Here is a 15,280-nt window from a genome sequence, read left to right as displayed (position 1 = left end):
CACCGTATCCAGCGCCTCTGACATTCCCGAGCGCGGAGCGACACGGGCCCCTCGCACAGATGGAACGCGCCACTCGGGAGCTGCGAGACGAGCGGCAGCAGGTACCCGAGTGGCGCTTCCGATCAGGCGTGGAGTCAGACCCCGACGTCGCAGGGGGCGGTGTGCGGACGCGCGGCGCGGAGGCCGACGGCCTCCAGCGCCTGCCGGTAAGCGGTCGTGGCGGCGTTGGTGTCACCGGCGATCTGGAACAGTTCACCTAGTTCGTGGAGGAGCCGGGCGGTCCCGCGGTTCGCGGGGAGTTCGCCGAGCTGGGTGGCGGCGGCGCGGAGCACGACGAGCGCGGCCTGCGGGTCGTGCTGCGCGACGCGTGCGCGCGCGAGGACGAGCCGAGCCTGAGCCACCTTGTGCGTGCGGGCGACCAGATCGGTACCCGGCGGTGGGCCGAGGCCGCTGACGCCGTCCTCCGTCGGAGCGGCTAGGGCCATCCCCGTTTCGAGGAACTCCTCCAAACGGGAGATGGCCTGCGCGGGCTGCCCCAGGATGACCAGGGCGCGCGCCGTCTCGACGGTGCGTTCGGTGACTTCGGCGCCTTCCAGGTCCTCGGCGCCCTGCAGGAGGCGGAGCGCCTCCTCGGCCGCGCTGGGGGACGCGCCGAGCGGCATGTCCTCCTGCACGGGCGTCTCGGCGGAGAACGCCGGGACGCCACGGAGCAGGGCCTTCGCAGCCGCGAGGTCCAGACGCGCGAGCGCACGAGGACGGGTGCCCTCCCCGCGCGCGGCCAGGGCCTGGTCGGCGAAGTAGAGCGAGTCGCCGATCGCGTTCTGGTCCAGCGCCCGGACGCTGGCCTGCTGGTAGCAGACGCTCAGCGTGTCGCCGTCTCCGGACCGTCCTGCCTCTTCGGCGGCGAGCAGCCTGCGGCCGAGGGCGTGGGCACGTCCGAAATCAGAGCGGTCCACATAGGCGAGCAGCAACATGCGGCCCACCTCGATCCGCTCGTGCCCGCGCGCGAGGCCCAGCTCGTCCAGGCGAGCGAGTGTCCGCTCCCCCAGCGCGATGGCCTGGCCGAGGTCGCCGACCGCGTGGTAGCAGCGCGCCAGGGCGATCACCGGGGGCAGCCAGCTGGTCCGCCCCGGGTCGCGTTCGGCCTGCTCGCGCAGCTCCTCGAAGAGCGCGATCGCGTCCTCGACGCGGCCGAGCCGCTCCAGCGCGTGGGCCTGGCCCTCCCGCGCCCGCGCGGTGAGGTCCGGGTCGTCGCTGCGCTTGATGACGTCCTCGAACACCGACGCCGCGCCGCGCGGATCACCCGCGAGCAGGGCGAGATGCGCGTGACGTTCCCGCACCTCCAGGTGGGCGCGCTGCTCGGGCTCCACGCCCTCGGCGAGGTACTCGGGCGTGCACCCGAGACGCTCGGCCAGCATCCGCAGCACGGTTGGGGTTGGAGTCCGCTTTCCGGACTCGATCAACGAGATGTAGCTGTCGGAGAGGTCGTGTCCGGCGAGCTGCGCCTGTGACAAGCGTCTGGTCAGCCGTAGGTTGCGGACGCGCTCCCCGACGTTGCCTGGACCCGGCATGAGAACTCACTTAGCGGAAGTAAACAGGCGGCTGGGGTTCCGACATAATTGCACATCGTCGGTTATCGCACGTCGAGAGTAACGAAGCGGTCCCAGTCGTCCCTAGATACGGCTTTGGCGGTGATAACGGTTCAACCCAGTAGATCATGCTCTACGGGCATCGCGCACGGAAGCCGTACCACGGCCACGTTCACCCGACGCAATCGCCTGATCCCGCTGGCCGGAGCGTTGCCGGACGGGCGGGCGAGGAGAAGGCGCACGCCAAACCGCGTGTCGCCGCGTCCGCCCGTGACCTGGGCGGTCGCAGCCTCCACCGCTGAGTGACGCAGATCACATGCGGCGCGGAGGGTCAGTCGTCGGAGGCGTTCTTGTTGGGGAAGATCATCTCGCAGACCTCCAGGTACAGCTGCTCCGGGTAGGGCAGGTACGGGACGGCCGAGAGGGCCTGGTCCTGACCGGCCGACTCCAGGACGAACTCCCCGTAACCGAGCATCCGGCCCGCGACCGTCCGCTTGAAGCTCATGTCGGTGACCTTCGCCAGCGGCATCATCGCGACCTTGCGCGTGATCAGGCCGGTGGTGAGCAGCATCCGCTGGTTGGTGATCACGAAGTAGTCCACCGACCACTCCGCCACCCGCCAGACGAACCAGGCCAGCAGGATCAGCCAGCCCCACCAGATCCAGCTGATCACCGTGCCCGCGTCCTTGGCCAGGGTGTTGCTGAGCACCCCGGCGATGATCAGGCCGCCGAGGACGAGCCCGACCGGCAGCATCAGCACGGCCGGATGCCGCCGGACCGTGATCACCTGCGTCTCGTGCGGGAGCAGGTACTTGTTGACCGACGCGGGAGCGGAGTCACCGGGCGTGACCAGGCGCATGGGAACCTCAGCCGAGCGCGTTGAGGAAGGTGGCCACGGAGTCTGCGGCGGAGGTCAGGCCCTCCGCGGCGCGGGCGACCGAGCGCGCGGCCCCCTCGGGCCGCTGCACCAGGTAGGCCACCGCCACCGCGGCGGCCGCCCACGCGACGTACTTCTTGGCGGGCACTCATGCCTCCCGGTGCGGATGACCCACGGACCCTCGGTCAGTCTCGCACAGCGTTCAGGCAGCGCAAAGCACCCGCGCAGCGTCCCCGCCGCCGTGTCACCCGAACCTGGCCCCAACGTTTCGCGGGGCTCGTTCGTTCTGTGGGGTGAGGGACGACGGAGACGGAAGGGTCAGGGGGTGTTCCCCAGTGAGGTACGCGGTGATCGACGGCGCTTCTCGGCGGCAACGACGGCGAGCACCTTCAGGTGCTTGCGGGCGACGCGCTCCACCAGTTCGGGCGAGGCGTTCCCGGTCACCTCGAGCGCGCCGTACCGCGCGGCGGCCAGGCACCGCTCCACGGTCCGTCCGTCGTGCACCCCGGAGAACTCGCGAGCGAGCCGCTCGCCGATCTCGTCGTACGGAGCTTCGGAGTCCGGTCGCTGAGCCATGACGCTCCCCCAAGCGCGCGCCCCCCGCCCCGGTCCTGAACCGTCCCCGTATGCCGGAGCGGCGGAGAGGAACGCCCACCGACGTTCCGTAATGGGCTACTACCCACCGCGAACACCCGGGGAACCCAAGATCGTTTAAGCAGGCCCCCATGCCGGCATGACGTTTCTCCGGTCGAACGTGACGCGCCCTGCGCCTCAGTGGCCGCGTGCTTGCGCCCGAACAAGCCTCACCGACGAGCATTGGAGTGATCTATCGGAGACCAGATGACTGTGGGCGCCGGAGCCCATGCCTTAACCAAGCGCCACGGGCACCCGCCGAGCGCCAGCCAAGTTCCCCGCGCCCACGGCCCGGTCCGCTCCGGTCCGTCGAGAGCGCCAACCCAGACCAGCCAAACCAGGTGGCCTGGGACAAGCCGGGCCGCGAGCTGAAGCTGGTCGGAACAGCCGGACAGGTTGAGCTCCGACGAGCCGAACGCCCAGCTCAAGCCAACTACCCCGGTCAGCCCGGACGGCCCGAGAACAGGCCGCTCCAGCCGAGGCCGAGTTGGCCGAGGCCGAGTCGGCCGAGCCGAGCCGGATGGGGCCGAGCCGGATGGGGCCGAGTCGGCCGAGCCGAGCCGGACGAGACCGAGCCCAGCCGGGCGGGCCGAGCCGAGCCGAGTCGGACGAGGTCCAGCCGGACGAGGTCAAGCCGACGAGCCGGACCGGTCATGCCAGACCGTCATACCGATCCGAGGGGCTAGGTCGGGAGCGGGCGAGCCAGGCCAGCCAAGCTTGAGCTGTCCCGGCGTCCGGACAGCTCAAGAGGACGAGCCGAGCGTCACGCGTCGGACGGTCGCGGCGCGGGGGCAGCGTGCGCGCGGGCAGGGGTGGCGTCGACGGAGGCGGCGTGGCTTGAGCTCGGAGCGGTTGCGGGGATGGCGCGAGCGTGGGGATGGCGCGAGCGCGGGGGCGGCCGGGCGGGTTAGACGACGCCGTAGAGGCGGTCGCCGGCGTCGCCGAGGCCGGGGATGATGAAGCCGTGCTCGTTGAGGTGGTCGTCGATGGCGGCGGTCACCACGCGGATGGGGGCGTCCGTGTCGGCGAGGTCCTCTTCGAGGTACTTGAGACCCTCCGGAGCGGCGAGCAGGCACAGAGCCGTGACGTCGCGGGCTCCGCGGTCGAGGAGGAGCTTGATCGCGGCGGCGAGGGTGCCGCCCGTGGCCAGCATCGGGTCGAGGACGTAGCACTGGCGTCCGGACAGGTCGTCCGGCAGGCGGGTGGCGTAGGTCTGGGCCTGGAGGGAGCCCTCGTCCCGGATCATCCCGAGGAAGCCGACCTCGGCGGTGGGGAGCAGCCGGGTCATGCCGTCCAGCATGCCCAGGCCCGCCCGCAGGATCGGCACGACCAGCGGCTTCGGGCTGGCCAGCTGGACGCCGTGGGCCTCGGCCACCGGCGTCCGAACGGTGACATCGGTCACCCGCACGTCCCGGGTCGCCTCGTAGGCGAGAAGGGTCACCAGCTCGTCCGCCAGGCGGCGGAAGGTCGGCGAGTCGGTGCGCACGTCCCGCAGCGTGGTCAGCTTGTGGGCGACGAGCGGGTGGTCGACGGCAAGGGTCTGCATGTGCTCACGGTAGCCGACCTCGGACCGCTGATCAGATCGCGCCCGGCCTGCGGATAGGACGACGAACCGCTGGGCACCATCCCGGTATGGACAGCGATCGTGAAGCTCGTCTGAGAGGCGGCTCCCGGCCAGTCCGGGAGCCTGCCCCCGACCCTCCCGCTGAGGCGCACACCCCAAGCGCCCGTCCGGAAGCACCCGACCACCGACCCACCCGGCCCGGGCCCTCCGCCCCTCAGCCGCCCACCGAGCCGTCCTCCCCGCCCCTCGCCACCGCGTCTCCCGCAGATCAAGCCCGCAATCTCCCCCCGGCCGAGCCCTCGGAACAGCACCCCGGCCACGTCCCACAGCCTCCCGCCGTCCAGCCGCAGCAAGCCGGCTCGGCGCGAGCACAGTCACAAGCCGGCCAGTACGCGCAGGCCCAGGAGCCCAGCCCACTCCAGATCGGCACCGAAGGCCCTTTCCCAGGCGCTCACCCATCCCACACTGACCGCGCCGCGTGCTCTCACGAAAGCAACGCCAGCCGCTCCTCGAACGCCCGCAACGCCCCACGCCAGGACGTTCGCACCCTTCCGCACCAGGACGAACGCACTCCACCACCCCACGAAGGCACTGCGACACGCGACCAACGTCCAGCGCTGGACCAGCACGGTCATGGCCCGCGAGCCCAGGACCAAGCAGCACAACCACAGCACGACCGCCCAGCGGGCACAGCGCACGACCGCCCAACGCAGCTCGCAGGCGGCCAGGCAGCGCACTCGCAGGACGACGCCCTGATGCCGCGCGCGACCGCCTATGGAGCGCCCGCAGGGAGCAACCGTCCAGCCCAAGCCGAACACGGCCCCCCAGCGCGCTCACAGGTTGACGCATCGATGCCATGCGCAAACAGCTGCGCAACCCACCCGGTGAGCGACCGCGCAGCACAAGCCGAACGCGACCGCGCAGCGCACCCGCGGGACGACGCACCCACGCCACACGCAGACAGCCAAGCAGCGCACGCGGACAACGACCGCCCAGCGCAGCAGCCCGCACGCGGCCAGGCAGCGCACTCGCAAGACAACGCCCTGACGCCACGCACGAACACCTATGCAGCGCCCGCGGAAAGCGACCGCGCAGCACAAGCCGAACTTGACCGCGCAGCGCACCCCCAGAGCGATGCCCCGATGCAGCGCGCGAACAGCCGTGCGGCGCACGTGCAGGACGTCCGCCCCGTGCGAGCCGAAGACGACTGCGCGGCGCTTGCTCGGGAAGACCGTCCAGCTCAAGCCGAACATCGCCACACGGCACATGCGCAGGACGACTGCCCAGCACATGCGCAGGACGCCTCAGCGCGGACCGAATGTGACTGTGCAGCGCCTGCTCGGGAGGGCTTCCCAGCGCATCCCGCGGGAGGCGGGGCAGCGGGAGGTGGGGGTGACTACCCGGCGGGAGCCGAGCACTGCGGCGCGGCGCATGTCCGAGATGACGGGCCGCTGCGGGCGCAGTCTGACCCCTCGGCGCTTGCTCAGTATGAGCGCGTAGTGCACGTTCCGGCTGGTCGCGTCGCGCATGGCCGAGACGAACGTGCCAGCCCGGCTTGGGATGAGGGCGGGGCGCTGGGGGCGTTGGAAAGGGAGGGGCGGGACGCGGCTCGGGAGGCCGCGGGCTGCGCGGAGCAGGCGTTTCGGAGCTCGGAAGATCACGCGGAGCCGAAGGGCGACCACGTGGGCCGTGGAGCGCCGGCAGGCGGCGGAGCGGAAGACCGGGGAGTGCCGGAGGCGGACGGGAAGCCCTCGGCTGCCGATACGGGGCGGCGGGGTGAAAATGCTGACAAAACGGGTACCGAGGCTGGGCCGGGCGCGGAGGCTCGGCGATGTTCGGGGGAAGAGGCGGAGATGGCTGGGACGCGGCCCTATGGGGGCAGTGTTTCTACGTGGCTCTGGGATGTTGAGGCCCGCTCGGGCGTTGAACAAGGTGTGAGGACGCGGCCGGAGGACGCGGGGAGCCGTGGGGCGGACGGCTCGGGCGTCCGGTGGGGGCGCGGTGCTGCGCGGCCGCGGTCGGATTCCGGAAGGAGGGCCACTGTGGACGGTGAGACGGCGGCGCCTTCGGGTGGTGAGTCGGGCGCATGGTCCGAGTCCGGGCGCACATCTGGTGTGGCGGCTGCGAGGGATGCCGAGTTCGTGGCCAGGAGAGTCGCTCGGCGGGATCTGGACTTCGGTGGCGACCGGGCGCTGCGGTCGGAGGCCGGGCGCGCGCTGCGGCGGAGGGCCGCGCGGGCTGCCGGGGACGAGGAGGTTCCCGAGGTCGAGGGCACCGAACGGGGAGCCCGGTCGGCCGCCGGGCCGGGAGCCCGGTCGGCCGCCGGCCGGGATGAGGACGTATCTACGGAGTCGAGCCTTCAGGAGGCGGGGGTGCTGAATCTCACGCCGGAGGAGTCGCGGGAGCGGTTGCGGCGACGTGCGCGGTTCCTGCGGGAGCTGGCCGAGGCCCGCGAGCTGCGTGAACGGGTGACGCCACACCGGGCGCGCCGGAAGCAGATCCATGCGGCGCTGCGCCGCCGCACCTTCCGGTTCCTGGGCTGATCCGGGCCGCGACGCGGCGAGTTTCCTGGTCAGAGTGCTGAGACGGGCCGTCCGGCAAGGTCGTGAACGTGCCGCCGGGTGCCCGATCGTCCCCGCTGGGCTGCCCTGGTGGCCATCCGAGGCTCCCGGCGGGGCCGGATCGAGTAGATTCGGACGGCGCGGTGTCCGGAAGGGACGCCGTGGCACCCCGCCCGGTACGGCGGCGGGGTTCGCGAGGGGTGGGGCTCCCGTTCCCCCGGTCCTCGCAGGACACGCGCGCCGGTGGGGTGGACATGACGGATGTGGACGCGGCGGACTTCGCCGTCGTGGTGTACCGAGAGGACGCTCGCTGGGAGGCTGAGGTCCTCCCGGTCGCGTTGACCGAGGACCTGGAGGGGCTGATCCATGCCCTCCGCCAGCAGCCGAGCCTCGGCGGGACGATCGGGCTGGTATCGGTGGGTGACGACTTCTTCGTCGCGATCCGGTTGCTGGGCGAGGAGGACATGGTCTTCCTCTCGGACGTGACCGCCTCGGTGGACTGGCCGCTCGCCCAGCAGGTGCTGGAGTACCTGGACATCCCCGTCCCGGAGGACGAGGAGCTCGACCAGGTGCTCCCGGTCGGCGACATGTCGATCTTCGCGGACCTGGGCCTGGACGAGATGGAGCTGGGCGCGATCTCCGGCGACCTGGAGCTCTATCCGGACGAGATGCTGCTCAGCATCGCGGGCCGTCTCGGCTTCGCCATCGCCTTCGAGCGGGCGCTGGACGCCGTCGCCTGACGGCGCGTTCCGGGTCGTTCCGGGCATACGTCCGGTGAACTCGCCCGGCGAGGGGTGTGACCGGCGGATCCTCGTGGTCCACAATGAACAGGTGTCGTATTTCGCCGCCGTCTTCGCCCGGACGCCGCAGGGCTGGGTGGGAACCGAGGCCGAGCTCGCGGAGGCCGAGAGCGTCGACGACATCGCCGACCAGATGCGCGAGGCCGCCGTCGAGTCCTACGGGGACGCGGTGGTGCTGCTGGTCGAGCGGGAGGACGACTGGTTCGCGATCGTCCGCCTGGACGGCGACGACGAGCCGCGCGCCTACGTGTCCGCCGTGCGGGACGACCGGCTCGCGGGCCTGTTCCAGCCGCTCGTCGGGGAGGCCCCCGACGGGGACCCGTCCGGCGACGCCGCCCTGCTCGACGACCTCGGCGTGGACGGGGAGCAGCTTTCCGACCTGGGCGAACGGGCGCTGCCCGGGGACGCCCTGATGGCGGTCGCCGACCGCGCGGGCTTCGGCGAGGAGTTCGACCGCCTCCGTGACTGACGACGCCGCACCCGAGCCAAGCGTGGAGTCCGGCGCCCCGCCCACCGACAACGCCACCCGCGATCCACACGCGGAGTCCGGTGCCCAGCGCACCGCCGACGGCGCACCCGGGGCGCACCTCGAGCTGGCCGCGTCGCCTCCCGATGACGCCGGGCCGGGGGAAAGTGTGGAGTTCGGCATCCCGTCCGCCGACGAGGCCGCGCGCGAGTACGAGCCGAGCATGCGTCTCGCCCTCGACGAAGCGCTCCTCGCCGGGCAGGCGGGTGACATCCCGGTCGGCGCGATCGTGCTCGACCCGGGCGGACGCGTCATCGGGCGAGGTCACAACGACCGCGAGCTGACCGGCGACCCGACCGGGCATGCCGAGATCGTCGCGATGCGGCAGGCGGCGTCCGCGCGGGGCGAGTGGCGGCTGTCCGGCTGCACGCTCGTGGTGACGCTGGAGCCGTGCACGATGTGCGCGGGCGCCGCCGTGCAGGCCCGCGTCGACCGGATCGTCTACGGCGCGATCGACGAGAAGGCGGGCGCGGTCGGCTCGCTGTGGGACGTCGTCCGCGACCGCCGTCTCAACCACCGCCCGGAAGTGATCGTGGGCGTCCTGGCCGACGAGTGCGCCGCTCCGCTCATCGAGTTCTTCGCATCCCGCAGAGTCCGGTAGGCTCTTCTGCGGTGGCGTCGCCTAGTGGACGAGGGCGCACGCCTCGAAAGCGTGTGAAGTGCAAGCTTCCGTGGGTTCGAATCCCACCGCCACCGCTTCCGTAAAGGGGCGCTGAGCTGCGAAGGCAGCCCGGCGCCCCTTTCGCTTTCCCAAGGGCACCGGGCTGGGGTCAGGGTTCTTCGGGGGCGATGTCCTCGGGGGATTCGACGCGTAGCTGCTTGCGCGCTTCGACGCGGAACGACTGGACGGCGCCGACGAGGCGCTCGTAGGGCGGTTTCGTGTACTCGTCCGACCGCGGGTCTACGCCGTCCTGGATCTCGGTCAGGACGGCGTAGGCGTGCCGGAGGATCCAGCGGGCCGCGACTCGGGTCAGCGGGTGAGGAAGAGGCGGCCCTGGCGGTGGCGCTCGCCGGTGCGGGGCTCGCGGACCATGCGTCCGATCTCGGTGAAGCCGGACGCGGCGGCCTGCTCGGCGAGGGCGTCGAGGGGCCAGCGGTAGGCGGTGACGACCTTGTGGTCGAACGGGGCGATCTCGGGGCCCTCGAAGAAGCCGAGCAGGAGGTGGCCGCCCGGAGCCAGGACGCGGTGGAACTCGTCCAGGTAGGGGCGGAGTTCGGCGGGCGGCGTGTGGATCAGCGAGTACCAGGACAGGACGCCGGCGAGCGAGCCGTCCGGGGTGTCCACGGCGTCCATGGAGGACAGGTCGAAGCGCAGGCCGGGGTGGTCGCGGCGGGCGATGTCGATCATCGCGGGGGCGATGTCGAGGCCGAACGCGTCCAGGCCGAGGGAGCGCAGGTGCGCGGTCATGTGGCCGGGGCCGCAGCCGACCTCGACCGCCCGCGTGCGGCCGGTCGAGCGGACGAGGTCGGCGAACGCGGCGAGGACCGCCCTGTCGAGGGGCTGGTCGTCCAGGATGTTCTGGACGAGCTCGGTGTACAGGTCGGCCACCGCGTCGTAGGCGTCTGCGGTGGCGCTCGGGTAAGTGGAGGTTTCGGACACGGGCGTCCACTCTAGGGGGTGCCGGCGGCGCGGGCCAGCGATCTTCTATTCAGACTTCAGCCCTTTAACCGGGGCGTTCTCGGTTAATACGACTTGTCCGGCGAAACACGCCGCTGCCCGCATTGCGACATGCCGGGAATATTCCTTTCAGAGAAAAGCTCGCCAATCCTGCGGAATTGCCGCCTACGACTGGTAGACAGAGGCATCCAGTAACGCCGGTCCCGCCCGCGCGGGCCCGGTGATCGCGCCGGACGGGTGGTGGCATGACCGGCATTCACGCGAGCCTCGACGACGCCGGTTTCCGGATGTTGTCGCACGTTCTGGGCCTCAACGCGGCCGAGGGGCTCTCCGGCGTCCTGCGGGTCACCGGACGGCCCGGCGGGACGTTCCACCTGCGCCGCGGGCTGGTCGTGGCGGTGGACAGCCCGGGCGCGCCCGGTCCCGAGACCCTGCTCACCCGGTCGGGACGGCTCCGCACGACCGACCGGTTCGCCGGGGACACCGTCCCGAACCGGAGCGTCGGCGAGGCCGGACTGCACGTCGTGCGGCTCATGGCGGCGCTGGACGCCACATTCGCGATCATCGCGGGCCGGATGGACGACTGCGTGACCCATCCGCAGCCGTACGCCGGTCCCGCGCGCGGCGAACCGGCCGAGACGCTGCTGCGCGAGGCGTCCCGGAGGCTGGCGGCGCTGGCCGCGCTGCCCCGGGCGGTGCTGCCGGACCGCGAGCGGCTCGCCGCGGTGGTGAACCCGGACGGCGGCGCGCTGGCCACGGACCGGCGGGAGATCCTGCGGGCCGCCGACGGCCGCCGGAGCTGCCGGGACATCGCGTTCGTGCTCGGCCGCGGCGTGTACTCGGTGACGGTCCAGGCGTCCTCGATGCTCGCCGAGGGGCAGCTGACCGTGGTTCCGGACGGGAGCGAACCGGGGTTGCGGGCCAGGGACACCGCGAGCCCGCTGCGCCCGCTGGCGGCGTCCACGCCGAGCCCCTTCGAGCAGTCCCCGGCAAGCCTCTACGAGCAGTCCTCGCCGAGCCCCTTCGATCCGCCGGAGCCGCCGTCCGGTCGCCCGCCGAGATCGGTCGAGGCACCCCCGCCGAATGCCTTCGAGCCGCCCCCGCCGAGGCCGGTCGATCCGTCCGGGCCCGCCGGTTCGGTCGTCGTATCGAGCGCCCTCCCGAAAAGGCGGCGCGAAGCACCTGAAGAAAACGATGAAACGGAAGTCCACGAACCCACCTGGCGAGATTTCCTGAGATTTCGGGGGCGGGCTCGTGGCACCGACTATTGAGGCGGCGAATTTCTCGTCGGCGGAGAAAGCGGGCGGACCCGCGCACGGCCGGGCGGCGCGGAGATCGGGAGGGCGGAAAATGGATCAGGACGCGGTGATCGGCGAAATGCGCGCCATGCGCAGACGGGTCACCGGAATCACCGGATCGGTGCTGGCCGCCACCGACGGCCTGGTCGTCGCGTCGGACACCGGGGCGGGAGTCGATCCCGACGACATCGCCGCGGTCGCGGCGGCGGGCCTCGGCATCGCGCGGCGGATGGCGGCGGTGACCGACCAGGGAGATCTCGACCAGTCGGTGGCGCACTGCAGCCAGGGCTACACGGCGGTCTACGCCGTGGGCGACCTGGCGCTGATGGTCGTCCTCGGGGACGAGGGGCTGGACATAGGCCGGCTGCGCGGCCACTCGCGGCCGGTCCTGGACCGGATCGGATCGATCCTCATCGAAGGAGAGTAGGAAATGCCCCCCAAGCACCTGCCCGAGGGCTTCAACGACCAGGTGATGTCCCTGGTCAAGACGATGCAGTCCGAGGTTCCCGACTGCGTGGCGGCCGGCGTGGTCGACATGGCGACCGGGATGCTGCTGGCGTACGAGACGGTCGAGAGCCACCCCCGCGAGGTGCTCGACCTGCTGGCGGGCGCGACGCTCGACCTGTTCCAGGGCCGCACCGTGCTGATGATCGAGGACGTGTTCAAGGAGCGCCGCGGGGTCGAGAGCGACCAGCACTACTTCCAGGAGGTGCTGGTCAACAGCGACCACGTGACGCACCTGTTCGTCCGGATGACCGCGCGGCAGGACGTCGTGGCGGTCGCGGTCTGCCGCAAGTCGGTGAACGTCGGCATGCTGTTCGCCCAGGCCAGGCGCGTGGTCCGGCAGCACGCCGGCATCTGAGCCCCGTCCGCCCCCGCCGAGACGCGGCGGCGGGGGCGGACGGACCAACGGCTCGGCGGCCGGGCGGACCGGCGGCCGGGCGGACCGGCGACCCGGTGGCTCGGCGGCCGGAGGGCTCGGGAGGCGGCGCGGGGCGGCGCGGAGCGGTCAGCCGATGGTCACGAGGGTGACGCCGGTGGCGGCCAGGGCGAGGCCCAGGCGCTGGACGGCGCGGAGGCGCTCGCTGTAGGCGATCCGGGCGAGCAGGACGGTGATCGCCGGATACAGCGAGGTCAGGACGGCCGCGAGGCTGAGCAGGCCGGAGTTCACGGCGAGGTAGTACAGGGCGTTCGCGGACGCGTCCAGGGCGCCGGAGAGCACCGCGAGCCCGATCAGGCGGCGGCCTGACACCCCGGTTCCGGGCAGGCCGCCGCGCGCGAGGACGACGGCGAACGCGATCGCGACGACGGTCAGGTTGCCCGCGCGGGCGGCGACGAGTGGCCAGAGCCCGCCGCCCGTCCCGGCGGCCTTGACCAGGACGAAGAACAGACCGAAGCAGACGCCGGAGACGCCCGCCATGAGCGGTCCGTTGTCGAGCGGGCTGCCCGACCGCTCGACCGGGCCGTCCGACTTCTCCATGCTGACCAGGCCGATCGCGACCAGGCAGATCAGCACCCCGGCGAGGACGGTCGGGTCGAGGCGTTCGCCGCGCGCGACGCCGACCGCGATCGGCAGCAGCGCGGACGCCAGCGCCGAGACGGGCGCGACCACCGACATCGGTCCGCGGGCGAGCGCCCGGTAGAAGGTCATCAGGCCCGCGCCGCCCGCCAGCCCGGCGGCGAATCCCCAGGTCAGGGAGGTCGCCGTGGGGACACGTCCGGTGAGCAGCGCGGAGCCGAACAGCACCGCGAGGCCGACCGGGACGCACCAGAACAGCGCTTTCAGCGTGCTGGAATGCCGGGTGACCGTGCCGCCGAGGAAGTCGGCGACGCCGTAGGACAGCGCGGCCCCCAGCGCGAGGATCGTGACCATCAGCCGAGCAGCCGCGACTCGATCCGGACGCCCGGGGAGATCTCGCGGAGGCGGTCGGCGAGCGCGTCGCCGGCGGCCCGCAGGCGGTCGAGCGGGTACGGCTCCAGGCGCTCCAGCAGGAACAGGGCGTTCTTGGTGTCCTCGGTGATGCGCGTGCGGACGCACTGCCGCCAGTTCCAGCGCCGGCACGTCACGCCCTTGTCGTCCCGCCAGACGACTTCGCCCTCGGACGGGTGCTCGACGGCGGGTTCGCCGTTGGCGATGACGTCGAAGGGCTCGTCCCCACGCGCGCGCACGAGGCGGGCCGGCCCTTCGTAGGCGTCGAGGTCCTCGCCGCCGATGGGCAGGGCGTACTCGACGCTGACGGCGTTGTAGGCGTCCACGACCCGGTTGATCGCGGGGAGGGAGTCGGCGCGGCGGAGCAGCGCGTCGACGGAGGGCCGGGTGCGCTTCGGCTTCGCGCCGAACGCCGTGTAGGCCTCGCGCCACGCCTCGACGTGCGGGTCCTCGGCGTTCGCCGCGGCCCCGGCCGCGCTCAGCCAGCCCTCGGACGCGGCGTCCGAAGGGCCGTTGACCAGGCCCTCCGCCGACATGAGGAGCACGGCGAAGTCCGGACGCAGCTCGCGTACGGCGGTGTCAACGGTGATCTCGTCCAGCATGGCGGCACTCCCCTCGGTCATTTCAGCGAACCATGTATACCATTATATCGACCGAAGGTAGGGTGACACGGGTGAGCGATCAGGAAGCCGTCGGCGCGGCCGTCGCGCGGACCGTCCGGACGCTGCGTTCGGGCCACGGCTGGAGCCTGGACGAGCTCGCCGAGCGCGCGGGCGTCAGCAAGGGCGTGCTGGTCAACCTGGAGCAGGCGCGCGGCAATCCCAACCTCGGCACGCTGATCCGGGTCGCGGACGCGCTCGGGGTCCCGCTCGTCCGGCTGGTGCAGGTGTCGGAGGAACCGCCGGTCCGACTGTTCCCGCCGCCGCGGCAGGTGGTGCTGTGGCAGGGCGAGTCGGGCGGCACCGGCACGCTCCTCGCGGGCACCGACCCGCGGCCGACCATGGAGCTGTGGCGCTGGGAGCTGCGGCCGGGCGAGCTGCGCGAGAGCGAGGCGCACAAGCCGGGCACGAAGGAGATCGCACACGTCGAGACCGGCACGCTCACCCTCTACGTGGACGGCCATGCCGAGCCCGTCCCCGCCGGAACCGCCGCGGTCTTCCCCGGCGACCGGACGCACGGGTACGGCAACGACACCTCCGAGACAGTCCGCTTCATCCTCGCGGTGCAGGACCTGTAACCGGCTCCCCGCGCTGGAACGAGCCAATGCCGCTCGCGCGTTCTCCGAGTAGGGGAGGCTTGTCAGGACACCCCGCGCCGTCGATGATCCCCACCGACGGAAGTGTCGTTCCACCTTCACGAGGGGCTGCCCACGGTGAACCGCAACGCGGCCCGGACCCGCAGCGAAGCGGCCGGCGCGCTGATGGCGCTCTCCCCGGACATTCCTATCGCATCCGTTTCGTCCGGGTCTGTACCTAACGCGCCACTGCCCGCCCCCCTTCCCGGTAGCGGACACCTGCTGTACGGCATCGCCGCGTCCCCGGACGCCGTCTGGGTCGTCGGCACGTCCGGGCACAGACCCCTGGCCGCCCGGTGGGACGGCAGCTCCTGGACGACATTTCCTGACCCGTCTGAATCGTCCCTGGCGTCCGCGGCCTTGCTGGGCACCCGCCTGCGCGGCGTCGCCTGCCGCCCCGCCCAAGCCTCGACGCCGGATGCGGCCCACCGGAGGACGACCACCGAGGTCACCCCGAACGCCGCCCGCCAGGCGAAACCCACCGCCTCCAGCCAAACAGACACGACTTCGCAAGGCCGAGCGCACGCGGCAACCACGGGCGAAGCGAATCCCGCGTTCCCAGCCCGAGTCGACACGGCTCCGGACCGGAC

At 72.1% G+C, this 15,280-nt stretch carries 16 protein-coding genes and 1 tRNA gene; 9 read left to right on the top strand and 8 right to left on the bottom strand.

Annotated features, from left to right (window positions below; all coding sequences use genetic code 11):
* Window positions 1-134 precede the first annotated feature (134 nt).
* The 5 genes from ACFPCY_RS16075 to upp all read right to left on the bottom strand — a co-directional run bounded on the left by ACFPCY_RS16075 (window position 135) and on the right by upp (window position 4,645).
* The gene (locus tag ACFPCY_RS16075) at window positions 135-1,571 is read right to left on the bottom strand and encodes a helix-turn-helix domain-containing protein (protein ID WP_378255849.1); all 1,437 of its coding nucleotides are present in this window, start codon (window positions 1,569-1,571) and stop codon (window positions 135-137) included.
* A gap of 349 nt (window positions 1,572-1,920) precedes the next feature.
* The gene (locus tag ACFPCY_RS16070) at window positions 1,921-2,448 is read right to left on the bottom strand and encodes a PH domain-containing protein (RefSeq protein ID WP_253879999.1); all 528 of its coding nucleotides are present in this window, start codon (window positions 2,446-2,448) and stop codon (window positions 1,921-1,923) included.
* A 7-nt stretch (window positions 2,449-2,455) separates the two neighbouring features.
* Window positions 2,456-2,614, bottom strand: a complete 159-nt coding sequence (locus ACFPCY_RS16065; protein ID WP_378255846.1) for a hypothetical protein — start codon at window positions 2,612-2,614, stop codon at window positions 2,456-2,458.
* 170 nt (window positions 2,615-2,784) lie between these two features.
* Entirely contained in the window at window positions 2,785-3,042 is a 258-nt protein-coding gene (locus tag ACFPCY_RS16060) for a hypothetical protein (protein ID WP_378255844.1), read from the bottom strand.
* A gap of 964 nt (window positions 3,043-4,006) precedes the next feature.
* Window positions 4,007-4,645: a uracil phosphoribosyltransferase gene (upp, locus tag ACFPCY_RS16055; protein WP_378255842.1), complete on the bottom strand. Its 639-nt coding sequence runs from the start codon at window positions 4,643-4,645 to the stop codon at window positions 4,007-4,009.
* Window positions 4,646-6,804: 2,159 nt separating this feature from the next.
* Between upp and ACFPCY_RS16050 the strand changes: the two genes are divergently transcribed.
* The 5 genes from ACFPCY_RS16050 to ACFPCY_RS16030 all read left to right on the top strand — a co-directional run bounded on the left by ACFPCY_RS16050 (window position 6,805) and on the right by ACFPCY_RS16030 (window position 9,246).
* A complete protein-coding gene (locus ACFPCY_RS16050; RefSeq protein WP_378255840.1) occupies window positions 6,805-7,206 on the top strand; it encodes a hypothetical protein in 402 nt (133 codons plus the stop codon).
* Window positions 7,207-7,478: 272 nt separating this feature from the next.
* On the top strand, window positions 7,479-7,964 hold the full coding sequence (locus tag ACFPCY_RS16045; RefSeq protein WP_378255838.1) for a tRNA adenosine deaminase-associated protein: 486 nt from the start codon (window positions 7,479-7,481) through the stop codon (window positions 7,962-7,964).
* Window positions 7,965-8,055: 91 nt separating this feature from the next.
* Window positions 8,056-8,493, top strand: a complete 438-nt coding sequence (locus ACFPCY_RS16040) for a tRNA adenosine deaminase-associated protein (protein WP_378255836.1) — start codon at window positions 8,056-8,058, stop codon at window positions 8,491-8,493.
* Window positions 8,494-8,713: 220 nt separating this feature from the next.
* Window positions 8,714-9,151, top strand: coding sequence for a tRNA adenosine(34) deaminase TadA (gene tadA / locus ACFPCY_RS16035; RefSeq protein WP_378256446.1), 438 nt, complete (start codon window positions 8,714-8,716; stop codon window positions 9,149-9,151).
* A gap of 10 nt (window positions 9,152-9,161) precedes the next feature.
* Window positions 9,162-9,246 (top strand) — tRNA-Ser (locus tag ACFPCY_RS16030).
* Window positions 9,247-9,520: 274 nt separating this feature from the next.
* On the opposite strand, the gene ACFPCY_RS16025 is transcribed toward ACFPCY_RS16030, so the two are convergent.
* Window positions 9,521-10,150: a class I SAM-dependent DNA methyltransferase gene (locus tag ACFPCY_RS16025; RefSeq protein ID WP_378255834.1), complete on the bottom strand. Its 630-nt coding sequence runs from the start codon at window positions 10,148-10,150 to the stop codon at window positions 9,521-9,523.
* 263 nt (window positions 10,151-10,413) lie between these two features.
* Between ACFPCY_RS16025 and ACFPCY_RS16020 the strand changes: the two genes are divergently transcribed.
* The 3 genes from ACFPCY_RS16020 to ACFPCY_RS16010 all read left to right on the top strand — a co-directional run bounded on the left by ACFPCY_RS16020 (window position 10,414) and on the right by ACFPCY_RS16010 (window position 12,328).
* On the top strand, window positions 10,414-11,439 hold the full coding sequence (locus tag ACFPCY_RS16020) for a hypothetical protein (RefSeq protein WP_378255832.1): 1,026 nt from the start codon (window positions 10,414-10,416) through the stop codon (window positions 11,437-11,439).
* Window positions 11,440-11,554: 115 nt separating this feature from the next.
* A complete protein-coding gene (locus ACFPCY_RS16015; protein WP_378255830.1) occupies window positions 11,555-11,893 on the top strand; it encodes a roadblock/LC7 domain-containing protein in 339 nt (112 codons plus the stop codon).
* Window positions 11,894-11,896: 3 nt separating this feature from the next.
* Window positions 11,897-12,328, top strand: a complete 432-nt coding sequence (locus tag ACFPCY_RS16010) for a hypothetical protein (RefSeq protein ID WP_378255828.1) — start codon at window positions 11,897-11,899, stop codon at window positions 12,326-12,328.
* A 147-nt stretch (window positions 12,329-12,475) separates the two neighbouring features.
* On the opposite strand, the gene ACFPCY_RS16005 is transcribed toward ACFPCY_RS16010, so the two are convergent.
* A complete protein-coding gene (locus ACFPCY_RS16005; protein WP_378255825.1) occupies window positions 12,476-13,339 on the bottom strand; it encodes an EamA family transporter in 864 nt (287 codons plus the stop codon).
* The gene (locus ACFPCY_RS16000) at window positions 13,339-14,019 is read right to left on the bottom strand and encodes a B3/B4 domain-containing protein (protein WP_378255823.1); all 681 of its coding nucleotides are present in this window, start codon (window positions 14,017-14,019) and stop codon (window positions 13,339-13,341) included. Before ACFPCY_RS16000 ends, ACFPCY_RS16005 begins: the two co-directional genes overlap by 1 nt.
* Before the next feature lie 50 nt (window positions 14,020-14,069).
* Between ACFPCY_RS16000 and ACFPCY_RS15995 the strand changes: the two genes are divergently transcribed.
* Entirely contained in the window at window positions 14,070-14,633 is a 564-nt protein-coding gene (locus ACFPCY_RS15995) for a helix-turn-helix domain-containing protein (protein ID WP_378255821.1), read from the top strand.
* Window positions 14,634-15,280 lie beyond the last annotated feature (647 nt).

This window comes from Actinomadura gamaensis, from assembly GCF_042652125.1.
Lineage (GTDB): Bacteria > Actinomycetota > Actinomycetes > Streptosporangiales > Streptosporangiaceae > Spirillospora > Spirillospora gamaensis.
The sequence above is the reverse complement of the archived record's forward strand: the minus strand, read 5'-3'. Positions and strand labels throughout refer to the sequence as shown.

Bases quoted from the DNA above. Each gene is read 5' to 3' on its own strand.
- upp (WP_378255842.1), bottom strand. From the start codon at position 4,645: ATGCAGACCCTTGCCGTCGACCACCCGCTCGTCGCCCACAAGCTGACC.
- ACFPCY_RS16045 (WP_378255838.1), top strand. From the start codon at position 7,479: ATGACGGATGTGGACGCGGCGGACTTCGCCGTCGTGGTGTACCGAGAG.
- ACFPCY_RS16070 (WP_253879999.1), bottom strand. From the start codon at position 2,448: ATGCGCCTGGTCACGCCCGGTGACTCCGCTCCCGCGTCGGTCAACAAG.
- ACFPCY_RS16075 (WP_378255849.1), bottom strand. From the start codon at position 1,571: ATGCCGGGTCCAGGCAACGTCGGGGAGCGCGTCCGCAACCTACGGCTG.
- ACFPCY_RS16020 (WP_378255832.1), top strand. From the start codon at position 10,414: ATGACCGGCATTCACGCGAGCCTCGACGACGCCGGTTTCCGGATGTTG.
- tadA (WP_378256446.1), top strand. From the start codon at position 8,714: ATGCGTCTCGCCCTCGACGAAGCGCTCCTCGCCGGGCAGGCGGGTGAC.
- ACFPCY_RS16000 (WP_378255823.1), bottom strand. From the start codon at position 14,019: ATGACCGAGGGGAGTGCCGCCATGCTGGACGAGATCACCGTTGACACC.
- ACFPCY_RS16010 (WP_378255828.1), top strand. From the start codon at position 11,897: ATGCCCCCCAAGCACCTGCCCGAGGGCTTCAACGACCAGGTGATGTCC.
- ACFPCY_RS16005 (WP_378255825.1), bottom strand. From the start codon at position 13,339: ATGGTCACGATCCTCGCGCTGGGGGCCGCGCTGTCCTACGGCGTCGCC.
- ACFPCY_RS16060 (WP_378255844.1), bottom strand. From the start codon at position 3,042: ATGGCTCAGCGACCGGACTCCGAAGCTCCGTACGACGAGATCGGCGAG.
- ACFPCY_RS16015 (WP_378255830.1), top strand. From the start codon at position 11,555: ATGCGCAGACGGGTCACCGGAATCACCGGATCGGTGCTGGCCGCCACC.